Origin of the sequence: Spiroplasma endosymbiont of Zeiraphera isertana (assembly GCF_964030805.1) — a bacterium.
Classification (GTDB): Bacteria; Bacillota_I; Bacilli_A; order Mycoplasmatales; family VBWQ01; genus Spiroplasma_E.
Map to the genome: position 1 here is coordinate 458,684 of NZ_OZ034965.1, position 26,416 is coordinate 485,099.

Consider the following 26,416-nt stretch of genomic DNA (forward strand, 5'->3'; position numbering starts at 1 on the left):
ATTTTTTTATTAAAATAGTGGTAAGATAAAAATGTAATAAATTTTTGTCCTTGTTAATTAGATTTTTATTTTTTTAACATTCTTATATAAAAAGCATAATAAAAATAGGCTTTTCTCCCTTTATGTACTATTTTTAAATTTTATCACATAAATGCTGAGAAAAGCCTATCTACGGACTTCTCCCCACATTTTTAAATCAAACATAACATTACAGTTTCAAAACTAGGTATATTGTTGAATTTATATGCCGATTCTTTTGCATATAAATGAACATGATGTTTTTCAACTTTGATATGTGTTTTAAATGTTCGTCTGATGTGCTTTCATGCCGATTCAATCTGGTTTATGTTTACACAGGTTTTTGAAACATAGCCATCTTGATGGTTAACTGTTTCATGCTTAGTGAAAACTGATTTAAAATGGCGATATCCTTTTCAAGAATCAGTATGTACATCACACTTTGAAGAAATGTGGTTTCTTGTAAATTGCAAAAGATTTTTTTGATTTGCATTTTTCAACACTTTCACAATTAAATTATTGGTTGTTTTTTCATAAATCCCAACAATCAAAGTTTTATTTTTTAAGGATCTTCCTTGTTTTTTAAAACCCATATGTGAAAGATACATTTCATCCGTTTGCACTATGCCCTCAACAATGAATTGAGGTTCTTGTTTTGCAATTGCACTTCGGATGTTATGACCCATTCTTCAAGCAGTTTTCAAAGTTACTCCCAATTCTTTTGCAACATCAGTTGATGGAATTCCATGTTTGGTGTTTATTCATCTAAAGATGAGATAAAACCAAGATGTCAAAGGTGTTTGTGACTTGTAAAAAAAATGGTGTCATGAAGAATATTAAATGTTTGATGACATTTCAAACATCTTATTCTTCTTTTAATTTTCAAAAAAACTCTTGATGAAATAAAAAAAATCATCAACCTGGCCTAAAATTTGATTTTATTTAATTTTGGGATTTATTTTTTTTACAAACTGAAATATAATGCTTCAGATTTTGCATAAGGTGATATTTTATAATGTTGGTATTTAAATTTTCATAAATTGAGGTAATTTTGAATATTGGTAAATCCAATGCCATGATAATGAGTAATAAATTCTTTTAAACTTGATTGTATTTTACTGATATTACTTAAATTTTTATAATTTAATTCTTTATTTTCTTTTGATTTAAATTTCTTGAGAGTACATTTTGTTTGTTTAGCTACTGTATCATATAGTATTTGCATATCACAAACTATAATTGATTTTTCTTCGATAAGCTTAGATGTTAAATTTTCTTGTACTCATTTTTTTGTTAATCTTTTAGTATTTGTTGTTTGAGCATAAATATTTTTATTTTCATCAATTGCCATTTCAATACAACAGTTTAAATCTTTAGCATTTTCTTCAATTCATTTTTTTCTTGGATCATCTGGATTTTTGAAATTTCCTTTATGAATTTCTTTGATAAAAGTTTCATCAATTTCAATTCTACCTTTTAATTTTGTGAATGGTTTTTGTGTTTTTGCTAATTGTGATGATTTCATAAATTTTTGTCGATTAAATCATGCTGATGTTTTTGAAATTTTAGCAAATTGAGAAATAGTATAAGCAGATTGACCTAACAATGACAATCAAATTATTCAATCTCATTGTTCATGAGATAAATGACTTCAATGTAAAAAATGATTTCTTAAAGCATCAAAGCTACTTTTACAATCTTTGCATAAATATTTTTGCTTATTATTATTAAAACCATTTTTTACACATCAATAAGATTTACAATTTGGACATTGAATTCCTTTTTCTTTAAATTTTTTATCAATTGCATCTAATTTTTCTTTTTTCTCAATTTGTTTAATTCTATTTTTAAAATGTCTAATAATTTTTATAAATTCTTCATCTTTTTTGTTTTTTAAAACATCAATTAATTCATTATTAGTCACAAAAAATCACCCCTGATATAAAAATATTACTTTTAATTTAAAATTAAAAGTAATATCAAGATTTTTTGTGAAAATTAAAATATTCTTCTTAAATCAGAAGTATTCAAATTTGTTCAAGAACACCTCATACATTTGTTTTCCTTCAAACTTGCTATATATTTCAAACAATCTTTTTCTGTTTGAAATATATTGTTGAACTCATTCAATTTCATTGTTTCCTCCACAAGTACATGTGGGGAGAAGTCCGTAAAAATATTACATATCATTGTAACTTTTATTTTAAAAAGTAAGTTATTAAAATAGTGCCGAGGATAAAGTACTGTTACATGAAATGCAAAAAATATGGAGGTAAATATGGCAAAACGAAAAATTGTCCTTGTTGGATGTGGAGCTGTTGGTAGTAGTTTTATTTACAGTGCCATTAATCAAGGTTTAGCCCAAGAATATGTATTAATTGATGCTTTTGAAGGTATAGCCGAAGGTAATGCGATTGATTTTGCTGATTGTCAAGCAGCTTTAGATCATCCTTTTATTTCAATTAAGGCTGGAAATTACAGTGATTGTAAAGATGCTGATATTATTGTTATTACTGCTGGAAGACCACAAAAAGATGGTGAAACAAGATTAAATATGGTAGCAGATAATGCCAAAATTATGAAGAGCATTGCTTTAGAAATTAAAAAATCATGATTTAAAGGTGTTACTATTATTGCATCTAATCCTGTTGATATAATGACAACTGTTTATCAAAAAATTACACAATTTGATTATCATCAAGTATTAGGCTCTGGTACAATTTTAGATACCTTACGTTTACAATATTTAATTGGAGAAAAAATTGCAGTTAATCCAAAGTCAGTTGCTGCTTATGTAATTGGTGAACATGGTGATTCTTCAATGATTCCTTGAAGTTCGGTTTCGGTAGGTAATAAAACTATTTATCAACAAATTACTGAAGGTAGAATTAAAGAAAAAGATTTAGAAGAATTAAGAAAAGAAGTAGCACAAAGAGCTTATAAAATTATTAAATTAAAACGTGCAACTTTTTATGGTATTGGTGCAGCATTGGCATTATTAGTAAGAAATATCCTTGAAGGACAAAATCACGTTTTAGTAGCGGGTGTTTATTTACAAGGAGAATATGGACAGCAAGGTTTTTATATTGGTGTACCAACAATACTTTACGAAAAAGGTTGAAAAAGAGTAGTTCAGTTACCATTAACGAAAGAAGAGCAAACAGCATTTGATAAATCTTGTGCAATTATTAAAGAAACTTTAGAAACAGCTTTTGCTGCTATTAAATAAAATATAGGAGTAGTTTATTCGTGAATACAAGTGTAGAAAATATGAATAATGAAGAAACATTAACAAGTATTGAAACTTATATTGCTGTTTATAAGTATGCATTAAAGAAAGCACAAAGTCCGTTATTAAAAACTTTTTTAATGGGTATTGCGGCCGGACTTTGAACTTGTCAAGAAAAGTGGACAATAAAAGTAACCTTTTATTAAATTTTATAAAATAGCATTTGTAAGTATTAAATTTATAGGTATGAAGTAATTATTTGTTGGTTTGGAATGAGCTAATCGGTATTCGATTGGACTCATTCCTTTTAATTTGATTTGAGGTCGATGGTTATTATAAAAGTAAATTTTAATTTTCAAAAAAACTCTTGATGAAATAAAAAAAATCATCAACCTGGCCTAAAATTTGATTTTATTTAATTTTGGGATTTATTTTTTTTACAAACTGAAATATAATGCTTCAGATTTTGCATAAGGTGATATTTTATAATGTTGGTATTTAAATTTTCATAAATTGAGGTAATTTTGAATATTGGTAAATCCAATGCCATGATAATGAGTAATAAATTCTTTTAAACTCGATTGTATTTTACTGATATTACTTAAATTTTTATAATTTAATTCTTTATTTTCTTTTGATTTAAATTTCTTGAGAGTACATTTTGTTTGTTTAGCTACTGTATCATATAGTATTTGCATATCGCAAACTATAATTGATTTTTCTTCGATAAGCTTAGATGTTAAATTTTATTGTACTCATTTTTTTGTTAATCTTTTAGTATTTGTTGTTTGAGCATAAATATTTTTATTTTCATCAATTGCCATTTCAATACAACAGTTTAAATCTTTAGCATTTTCTTCAATAGACTTGGTGCAAAACCTTTAATTTTAACAATTTAACGATTATTATTAATATTAAAGGTGATAGTTATTATGTTGAAAAAATATAAAGATGATCAAGAATTTTATAGTTTAGTCGGCATGAAGCCACAAACATTTTATAAAATGCTTGAAATTTTAAAAATTGCTGAGTCTAAACAAAAATATTATGGTGGTAGAAAAAATAAAATTGTAATTGAAGAGCGTTTATTAATGACTTTAGAATATTGAAAAGACTATAGTAGTTATAGAGTTATTGCAAAAAGATATAATATTAGTCATACTAGTTGCATTCGTAATATTTTTTGAATTGAAAATATTTTAATAAAAAGCGGAATTTTTAATTTACCTGGAAAAAAAGATTTAACAAAAAATAAAGGTACTAATAATAATTTGTTAGCTATTGATGCTACTGAAACTCCAATTGAAAGAATTAAAAAAAACTAAAATTACTTTTTTCGGGTAAAAAGAAACATCATTCTCTCAAATCCCAAATAATTATTGATATTTCCAATGGAAAAATTATTTCAACTGCTTTTTGTTTTGGAAGCATTCATGATTTTAAATTGCTTCTAAAATCTAAAACTTTTATTCATCCAGAAAAACAAGTTTTTGTTGATTCGGGTTATCCAGGTATACAAAATATTCATAAAAATACATTTTTGCCATTTAAAAAAAGTAAATACAATCCATTAACACCAATTCAAAAACAATACAATAAAACTTTAAGTAAAATTAGAATTAAAATTGAACACGTATTTGCTAAACTAAAACGTTTTAAAATTTTAAGTTTAAAATATCGCAATAAAATACGAAGATTTGCATTAAGATTTAATTTAATAGCAGGAATATATAATTTTGAATTACCTTAGTTTTGCACCAAGTCTAATTCATTTTTTTCTTGGAAAAGTAAATATATTTGGGTAAGTTATCTTGTATTCATTCAATAGTTCTATTTTTTCTTGGAATTTGATATAAAAATTCTGTTTTCATTGTTCCAAATCAAGATTCAGTAGCACCATTATCACAAGAATTACCTCTTCTAGACATCGAAATTTTTATGGAAATTATCCCCACATGTACTGGTGTGGAGGAAAAAATGAATTGAAATGAATTCAATAGCATATTTCAAACTGAAAACGATTGTTTGAAATATACAGCGAAGTTGAAAATAATGAAATGCATCAGGTGTGCTTCTTCTAGTTTGAATACTTCTGATTTGAGAAGAATACGATGTTTGAACTGTAACCAAACATTTAGTATTCTTTATGGAACCATTTTTTATAAGTCACAGACCCAAATGACATCTTGGTTTTATCTCATCTTTAGATGAATAAACACAAAGCATGGCATACCAGCAACCGATGTTGCAAGGGAATTGGGTGTGACCTATAAAACAGCTTGAAGAATGTGTCATGAAATCAGGACTAGAATTGGAAATCAAGATGCAGGTTTCATTGTTGATGGCACAGCACAGATGGATGAAATGTATCTTTCACATTTAGGTTTTAAAAAACAAGGAAGATCCTTGTTGAATAAAACTTTGATTGTTGGAGTTTATGAGAAAACCAGCAACAAACTAATTGTGAAGGTGCTGAAAAATGCAGATGAAAAAAACCTTTTAAGATTTGCATTGAAACACATTTTTACTGAGTGCTGTCTATTTACGGATTCTTGGAAGGGATATGTAAGTTTCAAAAACTTCTATCCCAAACATGAAATCGTAAATCATGAAGTTGGGTATGTGTCACCAACAGGTGTAAACACAAACCAGATTGAATCAGCATGAAAGCACATCCGACGAACTTTCCGAACACACATAAGAGTTTCAAAGCACAATATTCATTTATATGCAAAAGAATCAGCATATAAATTCAATAACATACCTAGTTTTGAAACTGTAATTTTGTGTTTGATTTAAATACATGCGGGGATAATTTCCTAGGTAGGCTTTTATCTCCATTTATGTGATAAAATTTAAAAATAGTACATAAAGGGATAAAAGCCATTTTTATTTTTAATTCATCACATAAAGTTTTATATGAAGGATTTGTATAATAAAAACCTTGATCTGATTGCAAAATTCATGAATTAGGTTTTTGAGCATTAACTCAAGCTTGAATAATATTTTGGACAACAAATGTCATATCTAAACTTGCGCTTATTTTATAATCTAATATTTCATTATTATGAAAATCTTTAACAATTGATAAATAATAAGTTTTACCATTAGTTAATAAATAAGTTATATCAGTACCTAATTTTTGATTTAAATTAGTGGTTGAAAAATTACGATTTAGTAAATTATCATATCTTAAACTTCCTGATTTAGTTCTATAATCAAATTTCTTTATGCGAACTTTAGCTTTTAAACCGATATTTCTCATATACCTATATACAACATGAAATTTCCTGGGTTGTAAATATAAATGGGACAGTTTTTTAAAATAATTGTATTAAATCTATTGGTCTTTTATAAGAGAGCGATTTTCTGGGTGTAGAATTAATTTGAAATGCTATAAAATTTAAATCTTTTTGTTTATATGAAGATAGATCTTTTAATTTTCACAAAAAATCTTGATATTACTTTTAATTTTAAATTAAAAGTAATATTTTTATATCAGGGGTGATTTTTTGTGACTAATAATGAATTAATTGATGTTTTAAAAAACAAAAAAGATGAAGAATTTATAAAAATTATTAGACATTTTAAAAATAGAATTAAACAAATTGAGAAAAAAGAAAAATTAGATGCAATTGATAAAAAATTTAAAGAAAAAGGAATTCAATGTCCAAATTGTAAATATTATTGATGTGTAAAAAATGGTTTTAAGAATAATAAGCAAAAATATTTATGCAAAGATTGTAAAAGTAGCTTTGATGCTTTAAGAAATCATTTTTTACATTAGACTTGGTGCAAAACCTTTAATTTTAACAATTTAACGATTATTATTAATATTAAAGGTGATAGTTATTATGTTGAAAAAATATAAAGATGATCAAGAATTTTATAGTTTAGTCGGCATAAAGCCAAAAACATTTTATAAAATGCTTGAAATTTTAAAAATTGCTGAGTCTAAACAAAAATATTATGGTGGTAGAAAAAATAAAATTGTAATTGAAGAGCGTTTATTAATGACTTTAGAATATTGAAAAGACTATAGTAGTTATAGAGTTATTGCAAAAAGATATAATATTAGTCATACTAGTTGCATTCGTAATATTTTTTGAATTGAAAATATTTTAATAAAAAGCGGAATTTTTAATTTACCTGGAAAAAAATATTTAACAAAAAATAAAGGTACTAATAATAATTTGTTAGCTATTGATGCTACTGAAACTCCAATTGAAAGAATTAAAAAAAACTAAAATTACTTTTTTCGGGTAAAAAGAAACATCATTCTCTCAAATCCCAAATAATTATTGATATTTCCAATGGAAAAATTATTTCAACTGCTTTTTGTTTTGGAAGCATTAATGATTTTAAATTGCTTCTAAAATCTAAAAATTTTATTCATCCAGAAAAACAATTTTTTGTTGATTCAGGTTATCAAGGTATACAAAATATTCACAAAAATACATTTTTGCCATTTAAAAAAAGTAAATACAATCAATTAACACCAATTCAAAAAGAATACAATAAAACTTTAAGTAAAATTAGAATTAAAATTGAACACGTATTTGCTAAACTAAAACGTTTTAAAATTTTAAGTTTAAAATATCGCAATAAAATACGAAGATTTGCATTAAGATTTAATTTAATAGCAGGAATATATAATTTTGAATTACCTTAGTTTTGCACCAAGTCTATTGAAGTCATTTATTTCATGAACAACGAGATTGAATAATTTGATTGTCATTGTTAGGTCAATCTGCTTATACTATTTCTCAATTTGCTAAAATTTCAAAAACATCAGCATGATTTAATCGTCAAAAATTTATGAAATCATCACAATTAGCAAAAACACAAAAACCATTCACAAAATTAAAAGGTAGAATTGAAATTGATGAAACTTTTATCAAAGAAATTCATAAAGGAAATTTCAAAAATCCAGATGATCCAAGAAAAAGATGAATTGAAGAAAATGCTAAAGATTTAAACTGTTGTATTGAAATGGCAATTGATGAAAATAAAAATATTTATGCTCAAACAACAAATACTAAAAGATTAACAAAAAAATGAGTACAAGAAAATTTAAAATCTAAGCTTATTGAAGAAAAATCAATTATAGTTTGTGATATGCAAATACTATATGATACAGTAGCTAAACAAACAAAATGTACTCTCAAGAAATTTAAATCAAAAGAAAATAAAGAATTAAATTATAAAAATTTAAGTAATATCAGTAAAATACAATCAAGTTTAAAAGAATTTATTACTCATTATCATGGCATTGGATTTACCAATATTCAAAATTACCTCAATTTATGAAAATTTAAATACCAACATTATAAAATATCACCTTATGCAAAATCTGAAGCATTATATTTCAGTTTGTAAAAAAAATAAATCCCAAAATTAAATAAAATCAAATTTTAGGCCAGGTTGATGATTTTTTTTATTTCATCAAGAGTTTTTTTGAAAATTAAAAGATAGATCTGTAGATTTTGGTAAATATCTTCTTAAAATACCATTATTATTTTCATTTAAACCCCTTTGGCAAGGTTTACCAGGATCTGCAAAATAAATTTTGACATTACAAATTTTTTTGATTAATCTTCATTTACTAAATTCTTTACCACGATCAAAAGTAATGGTTTTAACTGTTCCTTTTTGTAACTTTGAAATAAATTTTATTATACTTTTCGTAATATTTTCTGATTTATGATTTTTAGTTACTAAAAAAATTGTGGTTTTTGATCATATATCAGCCAAAGTCATAATAGAACTTTTATGATCTTTGCCAATGATAGTATCACCTTCTAAATGACCAAATTCTTGTATATTTTTAATATTAGGAATGATTAAATTTCTTTCATGAATAGACTTACAATTATTAATTTTGCCCCCAGTTTCTTTTTGTTTGTTAGATTTATTTTTGCCTTTTCTCAATAAGTTATTTTCATCAAAACCCATTCGATTTGTTTTAAACATGTTATATAAAGTTTTTGTTGAAATACTTTTTATTTTATTTTCCTTTAAAAAGTTAGCAATTATATCAAGAGCATACTTTTTAGTAATTAACAAATGATTAATACTATTAATTTCTGTTAAAGTTAAAATTATTAATTTTCTGCCTGCATTTTGTTTATTTTTTTGAAATTGATTCAATATTTCTAATGGCAATAAGTTTTTATTTAATAATCTACAAACTCTATGTACAGTTGATTTACTATAATCAACAATTTTTGCTATTTTACGAATCGAAAATCCATAATTTTTATATTCTTTTATTGCTATTATTGATTCAATACTCAGATACTTATACATTGCGCTAATTCCTTTCTTTTTTTAATTATAGAACTAACACAATTTAATTTTTATATAAGTGTCCTTTTTAATTTTACAATTAAAGTAAATAATTACCTAGTTACTGATATTTTTTATTTTTAATATTAGTAACATTTTTTCATATAAGGAAGTTTAAAAATAATTCCTTTATTTAATTGAACTAACTATTTAATTATGCAATAATATTGTATTGTATATAACTCAATTATTATTAAGGAGGCGCACAATGCGTGATGGATTAACTTTAAGATGTGAATTTTGCAAAGAAGAAAATTATATTGCTGATCGTAATAAAAAAACTAAGCCTGAAAAATTAGAAACAAAAAAACATTGTTCTCGTTGTAATCAACATACACTACATAAAGAAAAGAAATAAGTTTTACTTATTTCTTTTCTTTAATTTGCAGTACAATATACTTGGTTATTAATTAATGATTTATTAAAAGGATTGAATTTAAAATGAAAAATTTAAATAAAAAAGAAATTATTGAAACAATATTAACCAAAAATAAAATAGATGCTATGTTATTTTATTCTCCCGAAAATCGCTTTTGATATAGTTATTTTATTTCAACGTTAGGTTATTTATTGATTAGCAAAAATGACGCAAATTTATTATTAGATGGAAGATATATTACTGAGGGAAAAGAAAATGCCAAAAATGTTAAATGCATTCAATTTAGTAATATTTTTTCTTCATTGAAAGATTTATTAAAATCACAAAAAATTAAAAAAATTGGTTTTGAAGCAGAATATATTACTATTGCTCAATTAGAAAGTTGAAAGCAAGAAATTAAAGATATTGAATTTGTTCCAATTTATGTTAGTTCACTAAGAATGATTAAAGATGAAATCGAAATTGCACGAATTGCAAAAGCTTGTGCTATTGGTGATTTGGCTTTTAATGAAGTTTTAAGCTTTATCCGACCTGGTGTTAGTGAAAAAGATGTTGAAGATATAATATTACGTTCATTTGTTAAAAATGGTGCAACAAAAGCATCATTTGATACTATTGTTGCTTCTGGAGAAAGAGGAGCAATGCCTCATGGTAAAGCTAGTAATAAAAAAATTGGCAATAATGAGTTAATTACTTGTGACTTTGGTTGTGTATATGAAGGTTTTTGTTCAGATATGACTAGAACTTTTGCGATTGGTAAAATTAATCCAAAATTAATTGAAATTCATGAAATAGTTAAGTCAGCACAAATGGCAGGAATTAAGGCTATAAAGCCGGGTATAGCTATTGGTGAAATTGATAAGATTTGTAGAGAATATATTAAAGAAAAGGGTTATGAACAATATTTTACTCATGGTACTGGTCATGGACTTGGTATTGAAATTCATGAATCACCTTGAGTTATTAAAAATGAATCTACTATTTTAGTTCCGAGAATGGTTATTACTGTTGAACCGGGTATTTATATTCCTAATTTAGGTGGTGTTAGAATTGAAGATGATATTTTAGTTACCAAAGATGGTTATCAAATTTTAACAAAATCATCTCGTGAAATTGATATTTGAAAGGAGAAAAAATAAAAATGATTAACGTTAATGATTTTAAACCAGGAATTACTTTTTTGCATAATAAAACTGATATTTTAATAGTTATTGAATCAGCACATTCTAAAAGTGGACGTGGACAAGCGCATGTGAAAGTAAAAGCAAAAAATTTAAGAACACAAGCTATTATTAGTATTACTTTTACTGGTGGTGATACAGTTTATCCAGCTATTATTGATAAACGACCAGCAATTTATAGTTATGATGATGGTATGTATTCAGTTTTTATGGATAATGAAGATTATAATGAAATTAGGATTGATCAATCACGCTTATCATGAGAAAAAAAATTTTTAGTTCCTGGTAATGAAGTATCATTAAGGGTTTATAAAAATTTAGAAATATTAGGTATTGATTTACCTCCTTCGGTAGTATTAGCGGTTGTTGATGCTCCACCAGGAGTAAAGGGAAATAGTGTTTCTAACACGACAAAAACAGCTATTTTAGAAACTGGTTTACAATTACAAGTACCAATGTTTATTAATAATGGTGATACAATTGTAGTAAGTACAGATGAAGGGAAATACAAAACTCGCGCTTAAGAAAGGTGAATATTATGGAAATACTTATTGAAGAAAGTAAAGTTGGAACATTAAAATTATCTTCGTTAGTTATTAAAAAATTTATTTATATGTTATTAATTAATGATAACTATCAATTAACATTAGAAGATGTTGAAGTTCTAATGTTAGAAAAAAATGATATTACTGCTATTAATAATAATATTGTTGTGCGAATAAAATTAATTGTTAATCCAAATGAAGATTTAGTAAATTTAAAAAATAAAATTAATAATTTAATTTTAAGACGTACTGAATCAGCTTTAAATTTATTTTTATTAAATATTCATATAATATTTATTGCTCAAACTAAGGAAGTAGAAATCAACAATGCAAGAACAAAAGAAAATAACCCAGCATCATAAAAGAATTGGCATGATGGAAGTATTATATCAATATTTCCTTGGAGGCCAATCACAACAAGCGTTTAAACAATTTCTTTTTGAAGAAGAAGGTAAGAGTTTAATTACTGAACAATGCGAGATATTAAATAAAATAATTGATTATGAATATGATTTAATAGATTTAATCAATAATAATTTAAAACAAGGATGAGATTTTGAAAATTTAAAACCAATTGAACAAGCAATTTTAATTTTAGCAGTGTATGAAATTGTCCATACTAAAACAGATAAAAAAATTATTATTAATGAAGCTATTATTATAACTAAAGCTTATTGTCCAAATGATGCTTATAAATACATTAATGGTGTTTTAGATAAAATAAATAAGTAATTATAACTAGTATATGATTGAATTTAGTTAATAACTATATTTCTAATATAAATATATTATGTTATTTTAAAGATAGTTTTTTATTTTATAATCCAATATTTTTGTTCAATATAACTATTTTTTTAAAATTAATAGTTAAAAAAAATAAAGTATAATATACTTTAATAAACTTAATATAAGTTTTTACCCATTGTTTTTTTAAAGCAAATGGGTTCTTTTGTTTTTAAAAAGGAGAAGTATATATGCCATTAACTAAAGAAGAATCTTTTTTAATATTCCTGAGTTGTAAATATAAATGGGACAGTTTTTTAAAATAATTGTATTAAATCTATTGGTCTTTTATAAGAGAGCGATTTTCTGGGTGTAGAATTAATTTGAAATGCTATAAAATTTAAATCTTTTTGTTTATATGAAGATAGATCTGTAGATTTTGGTAAATATCTTCTTAAAATACCATTATTATTTTCATTGAAACCCCTTTGGCAAGGTTTACCAGGATCTGCAAAATAAATTTTGACATTACAAATTTTTTTGATTAATATTCATTTACTAAATTCTTTACCACGATCAAAAGTAATGGTTTTAACTGTTCCTTTTTGTAACTTTGAAATAAATTTTATTATACTTTTCGTAATATTTTCTGATTTATGATTTTTAGTTACTAAAGGAATTGTGGTTTTTGATCATATATCAGCCAAAGTAATAATAGAACTTTTATGATCTTTGCCAATGATAGTATCACCTTCTAAATGACCAAATTCTTGTATATTTTTAATATTAGGAATGATTAAATTTCTTTTTTAATTTTCAAAAAAAATCTTGATGAAATAAAAAAAATCATCAACCTGGCCTAAAATTTGATTTTATTTAATTTTGGGATTTATTTTTTTTACAAACTGAAATATAATGCTTCAGATTTTGCATAAGGTGATATTTTATAATGTTGGTATTTAAATTTTCATAAATTAGACTTGGTGCAAAACCTTTAATTTTAACAATTTAACGATTATTATTAATATTAAAGGTGATAGTTATTATGTTGAAAAAATATAAAGATGATCAAGAATTTTATAGTTTAGTCGGCATAAAGCCACAAACATTTTATAAAATGCTTGAAATTTTAAAAATTGCTGAGTCTAAACAAAAATATTATGGTGGTAGAAAAAATAAAATTGTAATTGAAGAGCGTTTATTAATGACTTTAGAATATTGAAAAGACTATAGTAGTTATAGAGTTATTGCAAAAAGATATAATATTAGTCATACTAGTTGCATTCGTAATATTTTTTGAATTGAAAATATTTTAATAAAAAGCGGAATTTTTAATTTACCTGGAAAAAAAGATTTAACAAAAAATAAAGGTACTAATAATAATTTGTTAGCTATTGATGCTACTGAAACTCCAATTGAAAGAATTAAAAAAAACTAAAATTAATTTTTTCAGGTAAAAAGAAACATCATTCTCTCAAATCCCAAATAATTATTGATATTTCCAATGGAAAAATTATTTCAACTGCTTTTTGTTTTGGAAGCATTCATGATTTTAAATTGCTTCTAAAATCTAAAACTTTTATTCATCCAGAAAAACAAGTTTTTGTTGATTCAGGTTATCAAGGTATACAAAATATTCATAAAAATACATTTTTGCCATTTAAAAAAAGTAAATACAATCAATTAACACCAATTCAAAAAGAATACAATAAAACTTTAAGTAAAATTAGAATTAAAATTGAACACGTATTTGCTAAACTAAAACGTTTTAAAATTTTAAGTTTAAAATATCGCAATAAAATACGAAGATTTGCATTAAGATTTAATTTAATAGCAGGAATATATAATTTTGAATTACCTTAGTTTTGCACCAAGTCTATTGAGGTAATTTTGAATATTGGTAAATCCAATGCCATGATAATGAGTAATAAATTCTTTTAAACTTGATTGTATTTTACTGATATTACTTAAATTTTTATAATTTAATTCTTTATTTTCTGTTGATTTAAATTTCTTGAGAGTACATTTTGTTTGTTTAGCTACTTTATCATATAGTATTTGCATATCACAAACTATAATTGATTTTTCTTCGATAAGCTTAGATGTTAAATTTTCTTGTACTCATTTTTTTGTTAATCTTTTAGTATTTGTTGTTTGAGCATAAATATTTTTATTTTCATCAATTGCCATTTCAATACAACAGTTTAAATCTTTAGCATTTTCTTCAATTCATTTTTTTCTTGGATAATCTGGATTTTTGAAATTTCCTTTATGAATTTCTTTGATAAAAGTTTCATCAATTTCAATTCTACCTTTTAATTTTGTGAATGGTTTTTGTGTTTTTGCTAATTGTGATGATTTCATAAATTTTTGACGATTAAATCATGCTGATGTTTTTGAAATTTTAGCAAATTGAGAAATAGTATAAGCAGATTGACCTAACAATGACAATCAAATTATTCAATCTCATTGTTCATGAGATAAATGACTTCAATGTAAAAAATGATTTCTTAAAGCATCAAAGCTACTTTTACAATCTTTGCATAAATATTTTTGCTTATTATTCTTAAAACCATTTTTTACACATCAATAAGATTTACAATTTGGACATTGAATTCCTTTTTCTTTAAATGTTTTATCAATTGCATCTAATTTTTCTTTTTTCTCAATTTGTTTAATTCTATTTTTAAAATGTCTAATAATTTTTATAAATTCTTCATCTTTTTTGTTTTTTAAAACATCAATTAATTAATTATTAGTCACAAAAAATCACCCCTGATATAAAAATATTACTTTTAATTTTAAATTAAAAGTAATATCAAGATTTTTTGTGAAAATTAAAAAATTTCTTTCATGAATAGACTTACAATTATTAATTTTGCCCCTAGTTTCTTTTTGTTTGTGAGATTTATTTTTGCCTTTTCTCAATAAGTTATTTTCATCAAAACCCATTCGATTTGTTTTAAACATGTTATATAAAGTTTTTGTTGAAATACTTTTTATTTTATTTTCCTTTAAAAAGTTAGCAATTATATCAAGAGCATACTTTTTAGTAATTAACAAATGATTAATACTATTAATTTCTGTTAAAGTTAAAATTATTAATTTTCTGCCTGCATTTTGTTTATTTTTTTGAAATTGATTCAATATTTCTAATGGCAATAAGTTTTTATTTAATAATCTACAAACTCTATGTACAGTTGATTTACTATAATCAACAATTTTTGCTATTTTACGAATCGAAAATCCATAATTTTTATATTCTTTTATTGCTATTATTGATTCAATACTCAGATACTTATACATTGCGCTAATTCCTTTCTTTTCTTAATTATAGAACTAACACAATTTAATTTTTATATAAGTGTCCTTTTTAATTTTACAATTAAAGATTAGATAAAGAAATTAAAGAATTAGATGAAAAAATATCTTATATTGATAAAAAAAATACAGAATTAAAATTAAATATTTCATTAATCGAAGAGGAGGAATTTTTTACATTAGATGAAGAAATCAATGAATTAACTGGACAAATATTTGATGAAGAAGATAAAAATATAAAATTAATTGGAGAAATTAAAGTATTAGAAAAAAATATTAAAGTTCTAGAAAAAAAAAAAAAACAAAAAAATTGAAAACTAACTTTTTTAAATGTATTTACTTTTGGTATTTTTAAATATCTTTAATTGTAAAATTAAAAAGGACACTTATATAAAAATTAAATTGCGTTAGTTCTATAATTAAGAAAAGAAAGGAATTAGCGCAATGTATAAGTATCTGAGTATTGAATCAATAATAGCAATAAAAGAATATAAAAATTATGGATTTTCGATTCGTAAAATAGCAAAAATTGTTGATTATAGTAAATCAACTGTACATAGAGTTTGTAGATTATTAAATAAAAACTTATTGCCATTAGAAATATTGAATCAATTTCAAAAAAATAAACAAAATGCAGGCAGAAAATTAATAATTTTAACTTTAACAGAAATTAATAGTATTAATCATTTGTTAATTACTAAAAAGTATGATCTTGATATAATTGCTAACTTTTTAAAGGAAAATAAAATAAAAAGTATTTCGACAAAAACTTTATATAACATGTTTAAAACAAATCGAATGGGTTTTGATGAAAATAACTTATTGAGAAAAGGCAAAAATAAATCTCACAAACAAAAAGAAACTAGGGGCAAAATTAATAATTGTAAGTCTATTCATGAAAGAAATTTAATCATTCCTAATATTAAAAATATACAAGAATTTGGTCATTTAGAAGGTGATACTATCATCGGCAAAGATCATAAAAGTTCTATTATTACTTTGGCTGATATATGATCAAAAACCACAATTCCTTTAGTAACTAAAAATCATAAATCAGAAAATATTACGAAAAGTATAATAAAATTTATTTCAAAGTTACAAAAAGGAACAGTTAAAACCATTACTTTTGATCGTGGTAAAGAATTTAGTAAATGAAGATTAATCGAAAAAATTTGTAATGTCAAAATTTATTTTGCAGATCCTGGTAAACCTTGCCAAAGGGGTTTAAATGAAAATAATAATGGTATTTTAAGAAGATATTTACCAAAATCTACAGATCTATCTTCATATAAACAAAAAGATTTAAATTTTATAGCATTTCAAATTAATTCTACACCCAGAAAATCGTTTTAATTTTCACAAAAAATCTTGATATTACTTTTAATTTAAAATTAAAAGTAATATTTTTATATCAGGGGTGATTTTTTGTGACTAATAATGAATTAATTGATGTTTTAAAAAACAAAAAAGATGAAGAATTTATAAAAATTATTAGACATTTTAAAAATAGAATTAAACAAATTGAGAAAAAAGAAAAATTAGATGCAATTGATAAAAAATTTAAAGAAAAAGGAATTCAATGTCCAAATTGTAAATCTTATTGATGTGTAAAAAATGGTTTTAAGAATAATAAGCAAAAATATTTATGCAAAGATTGTAAAAGTAGCTTTGATGCTTTAAGAAATCATTTTTTTACATTAGACTTGGTGCAAAACTAAGGTAATTCAAAATTATATATTCCTGCTATTAAATTAAATCTTAATGCAAATCTTCTTATTTTATTGCGATATTTTAAACTTAAAATTTTAAAACGTTTTAGTTTAGCAAATACGTGTTCAATTTTAATTCTAATTTTACTTAAAGTTTTATTGTATTCTTTTTGAATTGGTGTTAATTGATTGTATTTACTTTTTTTAAATGGCAAAAATGTATTTTTATGAATATTTTGTATACCTTGATAACTCGAATCAACAAAAACTTGTTTTTCTGGATGAATAAAAGTTTTAGATTTTAGAAGCAATTTAAAATCATGAATGCTTCCAAAACAAAAAGCAGTTGAAATAATTTTTCCATTGGAAATATCAATAATTATTTGGGATTTGAGAGAATGATGTTTCTTTTTACCTGAAAAAAGTAATTTTAGTTTTTTTTAATTCTTTCAATTGGAGTTTCAGTAGCATCAATAGCTAACAAATTATTATTAGTACCTTTATTTTTTGTTAAATCTTTTTTTCCAGGTAAATTAAAAATTCCGCTTTTTATTAAAATATTTTCAATTCAAAAAATATTACGAATGCAACTAGTATGACTAATATTATATCTTTTTGCAATAACTCTATAACTACTATAGTCTTTTCAATATTCTAAAGTCATTAATAAACGCTCTTCAATTACAATTTTATTTGTTCTACCACCATAATATTTTTGTTTAGACTCAGCAATTTTTAAAATTTCAAGCATTTTATAAAATGTTTGTGGCTTTATGCCGACTAAACTATAAAATTCTTGATCATCTTTATATTTTTTCAACATAATAACTATCACCTTTAATATTAATAATAATCGTTAAATTGTTAAAATTAAAGGTTTTGCACCAAGTCTATTCTTTTATTGCTATTATTGATTCAATACTCAGATACTTATACATTGCGCTAATTCCTTTCTTTTCTTAATTAGACTTGGTGCAAAACTAAGGTAATTCAAAATTATATATTCCTGCTATTAAATTAAATCTTAATGCAAATCTTCGTATTTTATTGCGATATTTTAAACTTAAAATTTTAAAACGTTTTAGTTTAGCAAATACGTGTTCAATTTTAATTCTAATTTTACTTAAAGTTTTATTGTATTCTTTTTGAATTGGTGTTAATTGATTGTATTTACTTTTTTTAAATGGCAAAAATGTATTTTTATGAATATTTTGTATACCTTGATAACCTGAATCAACAAAAACTTGTTTTTCTGGATGAATAAAAGTTTTAGATTTTAGAAGCAATTTAAAATCATGAATGCTTCCAAAACAAAAAGCAGTTGAAATAATTTTTCCATTGGAAATATCAATAATTATTTGGGATTTGAGAGAATGATGTTTCTTTTTACCTGAAAAAAGTAATTTTAGTTTTTTTTAATTCTTTCAATTGGAGTTTCAGTAGCATCAATAGCTAACAAATTATTATCAGTACCTTTATTTTTTGTTAAATCTTTTTTTCCAGGTAAATTAAAAATTCTTTTAATTTTCAAAAAAACTCTTGATGAAATAAAAAAAATCATCAACCTGGCCTAAAATTTGATTTTATTTAATTTTGGGATTTATTTTTTTTACAAACTGAAATATAATGCTTCAGATTTTGCATAAGGTGATATTTTATAATGTTGGTATTTAAATTTTCATAAATTGAGGTAATTTTGAATATTGGTAAATCCAATGCCATGATAATGAGTAATAAATTCTTTTAAACTTGATTGTATTTTACTGATATTACTTAAATTTTTATAATTTAATTCTTTATTTTCTTTTGATTTAAATTTCTTGAGAGTACATTTTGTTTGTTTAGCTACTGTATCATATAGTATTTGCATATCACAAACTATAATTGATTTTTCTTCGATAAGCTTAGATGTTAAATTTTCTTGTACTCATTTTTTTGTTAATCTTTTAGTATTTGTTGTTTGAGCATAAATATTTTTATTTTCATCAATTGCCATTTCAATACAACAGTTTAAATCTTTAGCATTTTCTTCAATTCATTTTTTTCTTGGATCATCTGGATTTTTGAAATTTCCTTTGTGAATTTCTTTGATAAAAGTTTCATCAATTTCAATTCTACCTTTTAATTTTGTGAATGGTTTTTGTGTTTTGGCTAATTGTGATGATTTCATAAATTTTTGACGATTAAATCATGCTGATGTTTTTGAAATTTTAGCAAATTGAGAAATAGTATAAGCAGATTGACCTAACAATGACAATCAAATTATTCAATCTCATTGTTCATGAGATAAATGACTTCAATGTAAAAAATGATTTCTTAAAGCATCAAAGCTACTTTTACAATCTTTGCATAAATATTTTTGCTTATTATTCTTAAAACCATTTTTTACACATCAATAAGATTTACAATTTGGACATTGAATTCCTTTTTCTTTAAATTTTTTATCAATTGCATCTAATTTTTCTTTTTTCTCAATTTGTTTAATTCTATTTTTAAAATGTCTAATAATTTTTATAAATTCTTCATCTTTTTTGTTTTTTAAAACATCAATTAATTCATTATTAGTCACAAAAAATCACCCCTGATATAAAAATATTACTTTTAATTTAAAATTAAAAGTAATATCAAGATTTTTTGTGAAAATTAAAAAAAAATTCCGCTTTTTATTAAAATATTTTCAATTCAAAAAATATTACGAATGCAACTAGTATGACTAATATTATATCTTTTTGCAATAACTCTATAACTACTATAGTCTTTTCAATATTCTAAAGTCATTAATAAACGCTCTTCAATTACAATTTTATTTTTTCTACCACCATAATATTTTTGTTTAGACTCAGCAATTTTTAAAAATTCAAGCATTTTATAAAATGTTTGTGGCTTTATGCCGACTAAACTATAAAATTCTTGATCATCTTTATATTTTTTCAACATAATAACTATCACCTTTAATATTAATAATAATCGTTAAATTGTTAAAATTAAAGGTTTTGCACCAAGTCTAATCAAGTTTAAAAGAATTTATTACTCATTATCATGGCATTGGATTTACCAATATTCAAAATTACCTCAATTTATGAAAATTTAAATACCAACATTATAAAATATCACCTTATGCAAAATCTGAAGCATTATATTTCAGTTTGTAAAAAAAATAAATCCCAAAATTAAATAAAATCAAATTTTAGGCCAGGTTGATGATTTTTTTTATTTCATCAAGAGTTTTTTTGAAAATTAAAAGAATATTCCAATAGTAATTTTTGTGTTGCTTTTTAAAAATTTCAGAAATTTTGGTTCCCTTCCCCTAGAACCCCTACCCTACAAGGCTTTGCTACTTACAGTAGCATAAGCCTTACGTATAGTAAATAAGTAGTTAGTAGTATATAAGCCTCTTATCACTGTAGGTGATAAGGCTTATATATAGAAAGGATTTGTAATGATTAATGTTAATTTAGATATTAAAAATAGAATTAAAGAAACAACTAAAGGTATGTTATTAGAAATTGGTGAATATGAAACATGATTTCCTATTAAAGATACTATTATTGATGAAAAAAATAAAAAAATAGCATTAAAAATAATTGAAGATTTTTATTATAAATTAGGTAAAAAATCAATAACAAAAAATATTGAAAGTGTTAAAGGTAGTGATATTTTAAAATATATTAAAAATATTCCAAATATTACTAAGAATGAAAATGAATTAATATCTTGTGAATTTTATGAACAATATAATGGTTATTATATTTTTAAAAATGCTAAAAATCAAGAATGTTTTAAATATAACATTACTTGAGAACAAGATATGAAAAGTTTTAAAATCAATAATCCATATAAAAATAATGATTTAGCAATAAATTATATTGTTATGCCAACGAAAGATATAAATACTCATAATGAAAAAATCTTTTATTTAAAGTATTAAAGGAAATTAATATGTTACTTAGTTTTGAAAAAATTGAATTAATAAAAAAATTATGTAATGAAAAATTACTTAAAAATAAAAAATATATTGAAATACAAGAAATATTAAAAATTATAGAAAGGGATTAATAATTATGGAATGTAGAGAATATAGAATTAAAGGTTCGTGTGATATTTGTCATAAAAATTCATCATATGGAAATAGAACTTGTAATAAATGTTTTTATAAATTAATAGGTGAAAAAAATGAAATGTAATATACATAATGAAAAATATATATGAATAAGTGAATTACATGGAATTGATAATAGTTATTATTGTAATAAATGTATTAATGACATGATTGAAGAAGATATGTATTTAACATCAAATAATTGAGATTACTTATATGAATATTATATTAATGAATTACAATTAGAAAATTTTAAAGGAGTGTAAAAATGAATCAATTAGAATTACAAAATGCAATGAAATTAATAGAAAAATTTGAAGAATTACAAGAAGAATTTAATAGTAAATATGAAGATTTAGAAATTAACATTAATGCTGATGGTGATTTAAAAATTAGTCTTGATTATTTTAATTATAAAAATGTAAATCAATTAGAACAAGTAATTATTGATTATAAAAGAATTATTAAAGGTTAAAGGAGATGAATAAATATGACAACAGCACCTAAAAAGAAACCAGAAGATTTAATGATTAAACAAATTATTGTTCATTTAAGATTTACTGAAAAAGATTATGAAAAATTAAAAGAAATTTGTGAAGAAAAAAATATGAAAATTAATGGTTTTATAAGAAGTTTAATTAAAAAAGCAATAAATAAATAGAAAGAGTGATAAAAATGAATAATTTATATAAAAAAATACTTAAATTACAATTAGAAATTGGTAGTACACCTAAAAATGGTTTTAATAAATTTGGAAATTATAAATATTGATTATTAAGTGATATTTTTAATAAATTTAAATTATTATGTAAAGAATTAAATATTGTTATTACACATGAAGATATATTAACAACTGATAGAAAAATAAATTATTTAGATACTAAAGAAGTAGAAATAACTTATTTTAAAAGATATACAATTATTGATTTAGATAATGATAAAGAATTTAAATATTTTGATATACTTGCTTGTGCTAAAAATACAGATATAGCAAAAGCAAAAGGTAGTGCAGAAACTTATGCTTATCGATATTTTCTAATGAATTTACTTTTATTAAGTGAAGATGAACTTGATCCAGATAATGATAATGTTAATTTAATACAAAATAATAATAAACAACAAAATTATAGTAATAATATAAAAGTATCTAATGAGAAATGAGAACCCAGTGAAAAACAATTAGATTATTTTGAAAAATATATGATTACAAATACAGTTTTATTTGATGAATGTATAAGAGAAGATATGGAAAAATTAAATCCAAGTAATAATAAAGATTTTTTAATATTAATGGGTGAAAATTATTTAAAAGTATTATTTGATCAATTTAAAGAAATTCGTGAAAGATTTAAAAATTTAAAAAATAATAATAAAAATGAGTATAGAAATTATGAATAATTATTTACTTTCAGTAGACCCAAGTATAAAAAATACCGGATTTACTTTATGAGATATTAAATGATGTCATGGAGGATGTGGTAAAGAAATATATTTTAATTTTCAAAAAAACTCTTGATGAAATAAAAAAAAATCATCAACCTGGCCTAAAATTTGATTTTATTTAATTTTGGGATTTATTTTTTTTACAAACTGAAATATAATGCTTCAGATTTTGCATAAGGTGATATTTTATAATGTTGGTATTTAAATTTTCATAAATTGAGGTAATTTTGAATATTGGTAAATCCAATGCCATGATAATGAGTAATAAATTCTTTTAAACTTGATTGTATTTTACTGATATTACTTAAATTTTTATAATTTAATTCTTTATTTTCTTTTGATTTAAATTTTTTGAGAGTACATTTGGTTTGTTTAGCTACTGTATCATATAGTATTTGCATATCACAAACTATAATTGATTTTTCTTTTTTAATTTTCAAAAAAACTCTTGATGAAATAAAAAAATCATCAACCTGGCCTAAAATTTGATTTTATTTAATTTTTGGATTTATTTTTTTTACAAACTGAAATATAATGCTTCAGATTTTGCATAAGGTGATATTTTATAATGTTGGTATTTAAATTTTCATAAATTGAGGTAATTTTGAATATTGGTAAATCCAATGCCATGATAATGAGTAATAAATTCTTTTAAACTTGATTGTATTTTATTGATATTACTTAAATTTTTATAATTTAATTCTTTATTTTCTTTTGATTTAAATTTCTTGAGAGTAAATTTTGTTTGTTTAGCTACTGTATCATATAGTATTTGCATATCACAAACTATAATTGATTTTTCTTCGATAAGCTTAGATGTTAAATTTTCTTGTACTCATTTTTTTGTTAATCTTTTAGTATTTGTTGTTTGAGCATAAATATTTTTATTTTCATCAATTGCCATTTCAATACAACAGTTTAAATCTTTAGCATTTTCTTCAATTCATTTTTTTCTTGGATCATCTGGATTTTTGAAATTTCCTTTATGAATTTCTTTGATAAAAGTTTCATCAATTTCAATTCTACATTTTAATTTTGTGAATGGTTTTTGTGTTTTTGCTAATTGTGATGATTTCATAAATTTTTGACGATTAAATCATGCTGATGTTTTTGAAATTTTAGCAAATTGAGAAATAGTATAAGCGGATTGACCTAACAATGACAATCAAATTATTCAATCTCATTGTTCATGAGATAAATGACTTCAATGTAAAAAATGATTTCTTAAAGCATCAAAGCTACTTTTACAATCTTTGCATAAATATTTTTGCTTATTATTCTTAAAACCATTTTTTACACATCAATAAGATTTACAATTTGGACATTGAATTCCTTTTTCTTTAAAATTTTTTATCAATTGCATCTAATTTTTCTTTTTTCTCAATTTGTTTAATTCTATTTTTAAAATGTCTAATAATTTTTATAAATTCTTCATCTTTTTTGTTTTTTAAAACATCAATTAATTTATTATTAGTCACAAAAAATCACCCCTGATATAAAAATATTACTTTTAATTTTAAATTAAAAGTAATATCAAGATTTTTTGTGAAAATTAAAAGTTTTTCTTCGATAAGCTTAGATGTTAAATTTTCTTGTACTCATTTTTTTGTTAATCTTTTAGTATTTGTTGTTTGAGCATAAATATTTTTATTTTCATCAATTGCCATTTCAATACAACAGTTTAAATCTTTAGCATTTTCTTCAATTCATTTTTTTCTTGGATCATCTGGATTTTTGAAATTTCCTTTATGAATTTCTTTGATAAAAGTTTCATCAATTTCAATTCTACCTTTTAATTTTGTGAATGGTTTTTGTGTTTTTGCTAATTGTGATGATTTCATAAATTTTTGACGATTAAATCATGCTGATGTTTTTGAAATTTTAGCAAATTGAGAAATAGTATAAGCAGATTGACCTAACAATGACAATCAAATTATTCAATCTCATTGTTCATGAGATAAATGACTTCAATGTAAAAAATGATTTCTTAAAGCATCAAAGCTACTTTTACAATCTTTGCATAAATATTTTTGCTTATTATTCTTAAAACCATTTTTTACACATCAATAAGATTTACAATTTGGACATTGAATTCCTTTTTCTTTAAAATTTTTTATCAATTGCATCTAATTTTTCTTTTTTCTCAATTTGTTTAATTCTATTTTTAAAATGTCTAATAATTTTTATAAATTCTTCATCTTTTTTGTTTTTTAAAACATCAATTAATTCATTATTAGTCACAAAAAATCACCCCTGATATAAAAATATTACTTTTAATTTAAAATTAAAAGTAATATCAAGATTTTTTGTGAAAATTAAAATTTAAATCTGTAACTAGAGATTTTCGATGTTTGTATGAAACATATTTTAAACTATTTATAATTTGATGAACTATGCATAATTGATGTTCGGTTTTAGGATAAACTGATTGTATTGCTTCTGACATGCCTGTTAAATTATCACTACAAGCAATAAGAATATCATTTAAGCCTCGATTTTTCATTTCTGTAAAATTAGATAATCAAAATTTAGAACCTTCATTTTCACTAATTCATAAACCTAAAACATCTTTTTTACCTTCTAAATCAACTCCTAGTGCTATATAAACTGATTTGTTAATAATCCGTTTATCTTGTCGTACTTTAACTACTATACAATCAAAATAAACAATCGGATAAATACTTTCTAATGGCCGATTTTGACATGCTTTGACATCATCAATAACATCATCAGTAATTTGACTAATAACACTTTCACTAATATCTGCACCATGATATAACTCTTGCAACTTCATTCTAATGTCAGATACTGTCATACCTTTTGCATATAGTGAAAGAACTTGTTGATCAAAACCATCAAATCTTCTTTGTCTTTTTGTCACTATTACAGGAGTAAAATTACTATTACGATCTCGTGGTACATCAATTTCAATTTTACCTTCTTGAGTTATTAATTTTTTTGAAGTTATGCCATTAAGAGCATTTTCACTATTACTATGTTGATTTTTTTCATATCCTAAATAATTTTGCATTTCAGAATTCAACATTTTTTCCACTAATCTTTTTGTTAATTCTTTATATAAACCTCCTTCTTTAAAAACTGTTGTTAAATCTTCAGTATTTTCTAGTAATAAATCTACTGCTCGTGATATTGGATCATTATTATTAATGTTTTGTTTTTTAACCATTTGTAACTCACTCTTTCTAGTCATTTAATTATATTTACTAGAATTAATTAAACATAGTTATTTTTGTAAGTTACACAGATTACTAAACATTACCAAGACAAATCAAAATTTATATAGTTTAGTATAAATTATTTTGTAGCAAAAAAACCACCCTTAGTTTTGAGGGTTTCCAGTAATCTGTAAAACTAAGTTACACAGATTACTGGACATTCCCAACTGCTCCTTGATTTTGAT

Annotated in this window: 43 protein-coding genes and 3 pseudogenes; 24 read left to right on the plus strand and 22 right to left on the minus strand. The window is 23.1% G+C overall.

The features are described 5' to 3' along the window. Positions 1-191: 191 nt before the first annotated feature. The gene (locus tag AAHM78_RS03200; RefSeq protein ID WP_342253864.1) at positions 192-812 is read right to left on the minus strand and encodes an IS1595 family transposase; all 621 of its coding nucleotides are present in this window, start codon (positions 810-812) and stop codon (positions 192-194) included. A gap of 8 nt (positions 813-820) precedes the next feature. Between AAHM78_RS03200 and AAHM78_RS03205 the strand changes: the two genes are divergently transcribed. Beyond that, positions 821-964: a hypothetical protein gene (locus AAHM78_RS03205; RefSeq protein WP_342254336.1), complete on the plus strand. Its 144-nt coding sequence runs from the start codon at positions 821-823 to the stop codon at positions 962-964. An 18-nt stretch (positions 965-982) separates the two neighbouring features. On the opposite strand, the gene AAHM78_RS03210 is transcribed toward AAHM78_RS03205, so the two are convergent. Both AAHM78_RS03210 and AAHM78_RS03215 read right to left on the minus strand, forming a co-directional pair. Next, positions 983-1,942, minus strand: a complete 960-nt coding sequence (locus AAHM78_RS03210; RefSeq protein ID WP_342254337.1) for an IS1595 family transposase — start codon at positions 1,940-1,942, stop codon at positions 983-985. 74 nt (positions 1,943-2,016) lie between these two features. Continuing rightward, on the minus strand, positions 2,017-2,208 hold the full coding sequence (locus AAHM78_RS03215) for a hypothetical protein (RefSeq protein ID WP_342254338.1): 192 nt from the start codon (positions 2,206-2,208) through the stop codon (positions 2,017-2,019). Positions 2,209-2,296: 88 nt separating this feature from the next. Here AAHM78_RS03215 and AAHM78_RS03220 point away from each other — a divergent pair, with 88 nt between their 5' ends. Then, entirely contained in the window at positions 2,297-3,247 is a 951-nt protein-coding gene (locus tag AAHM78_RS03220; protein ID WP_342254339.1) for an L-lactate dehydrogenase, read from the plus strand. Positions 3,248-3,288: 41 nt separating this feature from the next. Next, positions 3,289-3,453 carry a hypothetical protein gene (locus AAHM78_RS03225; protein WP_342254340.1) on the plus strand — a complete coding sequence of 55 codons (165 nt, stop codon included), beginning with the start codon at positions 3,289-3,291 and terminating at the stop codon, positions 3,451-3,453. A 3-nt stretch (positions 3,454-3,456) separates the two neighbouring features. On the opposite strand, the gene AAHM78_RS16680 is transcribed toward AAHM78_RS03225, so the two are convergent. Together AAHM78_RS16680 and AAHM78_RS03230 are read right to left on the minus strand one after the other, a co-directional pair. Then, on the minus strand, positions 3,457-3,636 hold the full coding sequence (locus tag AAHM78_RS16680; RefSeq protein WP_425289779.1) for an IS3 family transposase: 180 nt from the start codon (positions 3,634-3,636) through the stop codon (positions 3,457-3,459). Between the two features lie 48 nt (positions 3,637-3,684). Next, entirely contained in the window at positions 3,685-3,945 is a 261-nt protein-coding gene (locus AAHM78_RS03230; RefSeq protein WP_342252970.1) for a hypothetical protein, read from the minus strand. A 234-nt stretch (positions 3,946-4,179) separates the two neighbouring features. On the opposite strand from AAHM78_RS03230, the gene AAHM78_RS03235 reads away from it, so the two are divergent. From AAHM78_RS03235 to AAHM78_RS03245, 3 genes are all read left to right on the plus strand, one after another. Beyond that, positions 4,180-4,572 (plus strand): transposase family protein, encoded by a 393-nt coding sequence (locus AAHM78_RS03235; RefSeq protein WP_342254171.1) that lies wholly within the window; start codon positions 4,180-4,182, stop codon positions 4,570-4,572. Between the two features lie 59 nt (positions 4,573-4,631). Further along, on the plus strand, positions 4,632-4,997 hold the full coding sequence (locus AAHM78_RS03240; protein ID WP_342254981.1) for a transposase family protein: 366 nt from the start codon (positions 4,632-4,634) through the stop codon (positions 4,995-4,997). 332 nt (positions 4,998-5,329) lie between these two features. Beyond that, the gene (locus AAHM78_RS03245; protein ID WP_342253235.1) at positions 5,330-6,046 is read left to right on the plus strand and encodes an IS1595 family transposase; all 717 of its coding nucleotides are present in this window, start codon (positions 5,330-5,332) and stop codon (positions 6,044-6,046) included. Here AAHM78_RS03245 and AAHM78_RS03250 read toward each other — a convergent pair. After that, on the minus strand, positions 6,012-6,512 hold the full coding sequence (locus AAHM78_RS03250) for a DDE-type integrase/transposase/recombinase (RefSeq protein ID WP_342254341.1): 501 nt from the start codon (positions 6,510-6,512) through the stop codon (positions 6,012-6,014). The two genes, AAHM78_RS03245 and AAHM78_RS03250, sit on opposite strands and share 35 nt — an antisense overlap. A gap of 55 nt (positions 6,513-6,567) precedes the next feature. Next, positions 6,568-6,699: pseudogene (locus AAHM78_RS03255) on the minus strand (IS30 family transposase); the annotation flags it as partial. A gap of 62 nt (positions 6,700-6,761) precedes the next feature. Here AAHM78_RS03255 and AAHM78_RS03260 point away from each other — a divergent pair. The 4 genes from AAHM78_RS03260 (at position 6,762) to AAHM78_RS03275 (ending at position 8,626) form a co-directional block, all read left to right on the plus strand. Continuing rightward, positions 6,762-7,034 (plus strand): IS1/IS1595 family N-terminal zinc-binding domain-containing protein, encoded by a 273-nt coding sequence (locus AAHM78_RS03260; RefSeq protein WP_342254342.1) that lies wholly within the window; start codon positions 6,762-6,764, stop codon positions 7,032-7,034. A gap of 67 nt (positions 7,035-7,101) precedes the next feature. Continuing rightward, on the plus strand, positions 7,102-7,494 hold the full coding sequence (locus AAHM78_RS03265) for a transposase family protein (protein WP_342254343.1): 393 nt from the start codon (positions 7,102-7,104) through the stop codon (positions 7,492-7,494). A 59-nt stretch (positions 7,495-7,553) separates the two neighbouring features. Next, complete coding sequence (locus AAHM78_RS03270) at positions 7,554-7,919, plus strand: transposase family protein (protein WP_342254972.1); 366 nt, start codon at positions 7,554-7,556, stop codon at positions 7,917-7,919. 2 nt (positions 7,920-7,921) lie between these two features. Then, positions 7,922-8,626, plus strand: coding sequence for a transposase (locus AAHM78_RS03275; protein WP_342254344.1), 705 nt, complete (start codon positions 7,922-7,924; stop codon positions 8,624-8,626). A gap of 18 nt (positions 8,627-8,644) precedes the next feature. Here AAHM78_RS03275 and AAHM78_RS03280 read toward each other — a convergent pair whose 3' ends face one another. Then, positions 8,645-9,556, minus strand: a complete 912-nt coding sequence (locus tag AAHM78_RS03280; protein WP_342254345.1) for an IS30 family transposase — start codon at positions 9,554-9,556, stop codon at positions 8,645-8,647. Positions 9,557-9,803: 247 nt separating this feature from the next. Between AAHM78_RS03280 and rpmG the strand changes: the two genes are divergently transcribed. From rpmG to nusB, 5 genes are all read left to right on the plus strand, one after another. After that, positions 9,804-9,953 carry a 50S ribosomal protein L33 gene (rpmG, locus tag AAHM78_RS03285; RefSeq protein WP_342254346.1) on the plus strand — a complete coding sequence of 50 codons (150 nt, stop codon included), beginning with the start codon at positions 9,804-9,806 and terminating at the stop codon, positions 9,951-9,953. A gap of 83 nt (positions 9,954-10,036) precedes the next feature. Beyond that, the gene (locus AAHM78_RS03290) at positions 10,037-11,113 is read left to right on the plus strand and encodes an aminopeptidase P family protein (RefSeq protein WP_342254347.1); all 1,077 of its coding nucleotides are present in this window, start codon (positions 10,037-10,039) and stop codon (positions 11,111-11,113) included. 2 nt (positions 11,114-11,115) lie between these two features. After that, entirely contained in the window at positions 11,116-11,679 is a 564-nt protein-coding gene (gene efp, locus AAHM78_RS03295; protein ID WP_425289780.1) for an elongation factor P, read from the plus strand. A 14-nt stretch (positions 11,680-11,693) separates the two neighbouring features. Then, entirely contained in the window at positions 11,694-12,062 is a 369-nt protein-coding gene (locus tag AAHM78_RS03300) for a hypothetical protein (protein ID WP_342254349.1), read from the plus strand. Then, a complete protein-coding gene (gene nusB / locus AAHM78_RS03305; protein ID WP_342254350.1) occupies positions 12,028-12,432 on the plus strand; it encodes a transcription antitermination factor NusB in 405 nt (134 codons plus the stop codon). Before AAHM78_RS03300 ends, nusB begins: the two co-directional genes overlap by 35 nt. A gap of 308 nt (positions 12,433-12,740) precedes the next feature. Here the strand turns inward: nusB and AAHM78_RS03310 are convergent. Further along, a pseudogene (locus tag AAHM78_RS03310) lies at positions 12,741-13,232 on the minus strand (IS30 family transposase); the annotation flags it as partial. Positions 13,233-13,468: 236 nt separating this feature from the next. Here AAHM78_RS03310 and AAHM78_RS03315 point away from each other — a divergent pair. Both AAHM78_RS03315 and AAHM78_RS03320 read left to right on the plus strand, forming a co-directional pair. Then, positions 13,469-13,861, plus strand: a complete 393-nt coding sequence (locus AAHM78_RS03315; protein ID WP_342252835.1) for a transposase family protein — start codon at positions 13,469-13,471, stop codon at positions 13,859-13,861. Positions 13,862-13,920: 59 nt separating this feature from the next. Next, complete coding sequence (locus tag AAHM78_RS03320) at positions 13,921-14,286, plus strand: transposase family protein (protein WP_342254958.1); 366 nt, start codon at positions 13,921-13,923, stop codon at positions 14,284-14,286. Here the strand turns inward: AAHM78_RS03320 and AAHM78_RS03325 are convergent. Together AAHM78_RS03325 and AAHM78_RS03330 are read right to left on the minus strand one after the other, a co-directional pair. Further along, positions 14,278-14,868 (minus strand): transposase, encoded by a 591-nt coding sequence (locus AAHM78_RS03325; protein ID WP_342254351.1) that lies wholly within the window; start codon positions 14,866-14,868, stop codon positions 14,278-14,280. The genes AAHM78_RS03320 and AAHM78_RS03325 overlap by 9 nt on opposite strands. Positions 14,869-15,258: 390 nt before the next feature. Further along, positions 15,259-15,729 (minus strand): annotated as a pseudogene (locus AAHM78_RS03330) (helix-turn-helix domain-containing protein); the annotation flags it as partial. A 459-nt stretch (positions 15,730-16,188) separates the two neighbouring features. Between AAHM78_RS03330 and AAHM78_RS03335 the strand changes: the two are divergent. Further along, on the plus strand, positions 16,189-17,097 hold the full coding sequence (locus tag AAHM78_RS03335) for an IS30 family transposase (protein ID WP_342254353.1): 909 nt from the start codon (positions 16,189-16,191) through the stop codon (positions 17,095-17,097). A gap of 74 nt (positions 17,098-17,171) precedes the next feature. Then, positions 17,172-17,462: an IS1/IS1595 family N-terminal zinc-binding domain-containing protein gene (locus AAHM78_RS03340; protein WP_342254354.1), complete on the plus strand. Its 291-nt coding sequence runs from the start codon at positions 17,172-17,174 to the stop codon at positions 17,460-17,462. Here the strand turns inward: AAHM78_RS03340 and AAHM78_RS03345 are convergent. The 6 genes from AAHM78_RS03345 to AAHM78_RS03370 form a co-directional block, all read right to left on the minus strand. Beyond that, positions 17,459-17,833: a transposase family protein gene (locus AAHM78_RS03345; RefSeq protein WP_342255010.1), complete on the minus strand. Its 375-nt coding sequence runs from the start codon at positions 17,831-17,833 to the stop codon at positions 17,459-17,461. The genes AAHM78_RS03340 and AAHM78_RS03345 overlap by 4 nt on opposite strands. Positions 17,834-17,883: 50 nt before the next feature. Then, positions 17,884-18,276, minus strand: a complete 393-nt coding sequence (locus tag AAHM78_RS03350) for a transposase family protein (RefSeq protein ID WP_342253225.1) — start codon at positions 18,274-18,276, stop codon at positions 17,884-17,886. A gap of 157 nt (positions 18,277-18,433) precedes the next feature. Then, on the minus strand, positions 18,434-18,808 hold the full coding sequence (locus tag AAHM78_RS03355; protein WP_342254611.1) for a transposase family protein: 375 nt from the start codon (positions 18,806-18,808) through the stop codon (positions 18,434-18,436). Between the two features lie 50 nt (positions 18,809-18,858). Further along, complete coding sequence (locus AAHM78_RS03360) at positions 18,859-18,984, minus strand: hypothetical protein (RefSeq protein WP_342254355.1); 126 nt, start codon at positions 18,982-18,984, stop codon at positions 18,859-18,861. 78 nt (positions 18,985-19,062) lie between these two features. Beyond that, positions 19,063-20,022, minus strand: a complete 960-nt coding sequence (locus AAHM78_RS03365; RefSeq protein WP_342252847.1) for an IS1595 family transposase — start codon at positions 20,020-20,022, stop codon at positions 19,063-19,065. Between the two features lie 74 nt (positions 20,023-20,096). Then, entirely contained in the window at positions 20,097-20,390 is a 294-nt protein-coding gene (locus AAHM78_RS03370) for a transposase family protein (RefSeq protein ID WP_342254356.1), read from the minus strand. Between the two features lie 502 nt (positions 20,391-20,892). Between AAHM78_RS03370 and AAHM78_RS03375 the strand changes: the two genes are divergently transcribed. From AAHM78_RS03375 to AAHM78_RS03395, 5 genes are all read left to right on the plus strand, one after another. After that, positions 20,893-21,381, plus strand: a complete 489-nt coding sequence (locus AAHM78_RS03375; protein WP_342254357.1) for a hypothetical protein — start codon at positions 20,893-20,895, stop codon at positions 21,379-21,381. Positions 21,382-21,626: 245 nt separating this feature from the next. Continuing rightward, entirely contained in the window at positions 21,627-21,818 is a 192-nt protein-coding gene (locus AAHM78_RS03380) for a hypothetical protein (protein ID WP_342254358.1), read from the plus strand. A 2-nt stretch (positions 21,819-21,820) separates the two neighbouring features. Then, positions 21,821-22,027 (plus strand): hypothetical protein, encoded by a 207-nt coding sequence (locus tag AAHM78_RS03385; protein ID WP_342254359.1) that lies wholly within the window; start codon positions 21,821-21,823, stop codon positions 22,025-22,027. A 15-nt stretch (positions 22,028-22,042) separates the two neighbouring features. Then, complete coding sequence (locus AAHM78_RS03390) at positions 22,043-22,213, plus strand: hypothetical protein (RefSeq protein WP_342254360.1); 171 nt, start codon at positions 22,043-22,045, stop codon at positions 22,211-22,213. A 14-nt stretch (positions 22,214-22,227) separates the two neighbouring features. Next, positions 22,228-22,950 (plus strand): ERF family protein, encoded by a 723-nt coding sequence (locus tag AAHM78_RS03395; protein ID WP_342254361.1) that lies wholly within the window; start codon positions 22,228-22,230, stop codon positions 22,948-22,950. A gap of 185 nt (positions 22,951-23,135) precedes the next feature. Here AAHM78_RS03395 and AAHM78_RS03400 read toward each other — a convergent pair whose 3' ends face one another. The 5 genes from AAHM78_RS03400 to AAHM78_RS03420 form a co-directional block, all read right to left on the minus strand. Continuing rightward, positions 23,136-23,435 carry a hypothetical protein gene (locus tag AAHM78_RS03400; protein WP_342254362.1) on the minus strand — a complete coding sequence of 100 codons (300 nt, stop codon included), beginning with the start codon at positions 23,433-23,435 and terminating at the stop codon, positions 23,136-23,138. A gap of 77 nt (positions 23,436-23,512) precedes the next feature. Continuing rightward, on the minus strand, positions 23,513-24,358 hold the full coding sequence (locus AAHM78_RS03405) for an IS1595 family transposase (RefSeq protein ID WP_342254363.1): 846 nt from the start codon (positions 24,356-24,358) through the stop codon (positions 23,513-23,515). Continuing rightward, positions 24,336-25,121: an IS1/IS1595 family N-terminal zinc-binding domain-containing protein gene (locus AAHM78_RS03410; RefSeq protein WP_342254364.1), complete on the minus strand. Its 786-nt coding sequence runs from the start codon at positions 25,119-25,121 to the stop codon at positions 24,336-24,338. Before AAHM78_RS03410 ends, AAHM78_RS03405 begins: the two co-directional genes overlap by 23 nt. After that, positions 25,099-25,236 carry a hypothetical protein gene (locus tag AAHM78_RS03415; protein ID WP_342254365.1) on the minus strand — a complete coding sequence of 46 codons (138 nt, stop codon included), beginning with the start codon at positions 25,234-25,236 and terminating at the stop codon, positions 25,099-25,101. Before AAHM78_RS03415 ends, AAHM78_RS03410 begins: the two co-directional genes overlap by 23 nt. 43 nt (positions 25,237-25,279) lie before the next feature. Continuing rightward, positions 25,280-26,182 (minus strand): IS256 family transposase, encoded by a 903-nt coding sequence (locus AAHM78_RS03420; RefSeq protein ID WP_425289781.1) that lies wholly within the window; start codon positions 26,180-26,182, stop codon positions 25,280-25,282. Positions 26,183-26,416 lie beyond the last annotated feature (234 nt).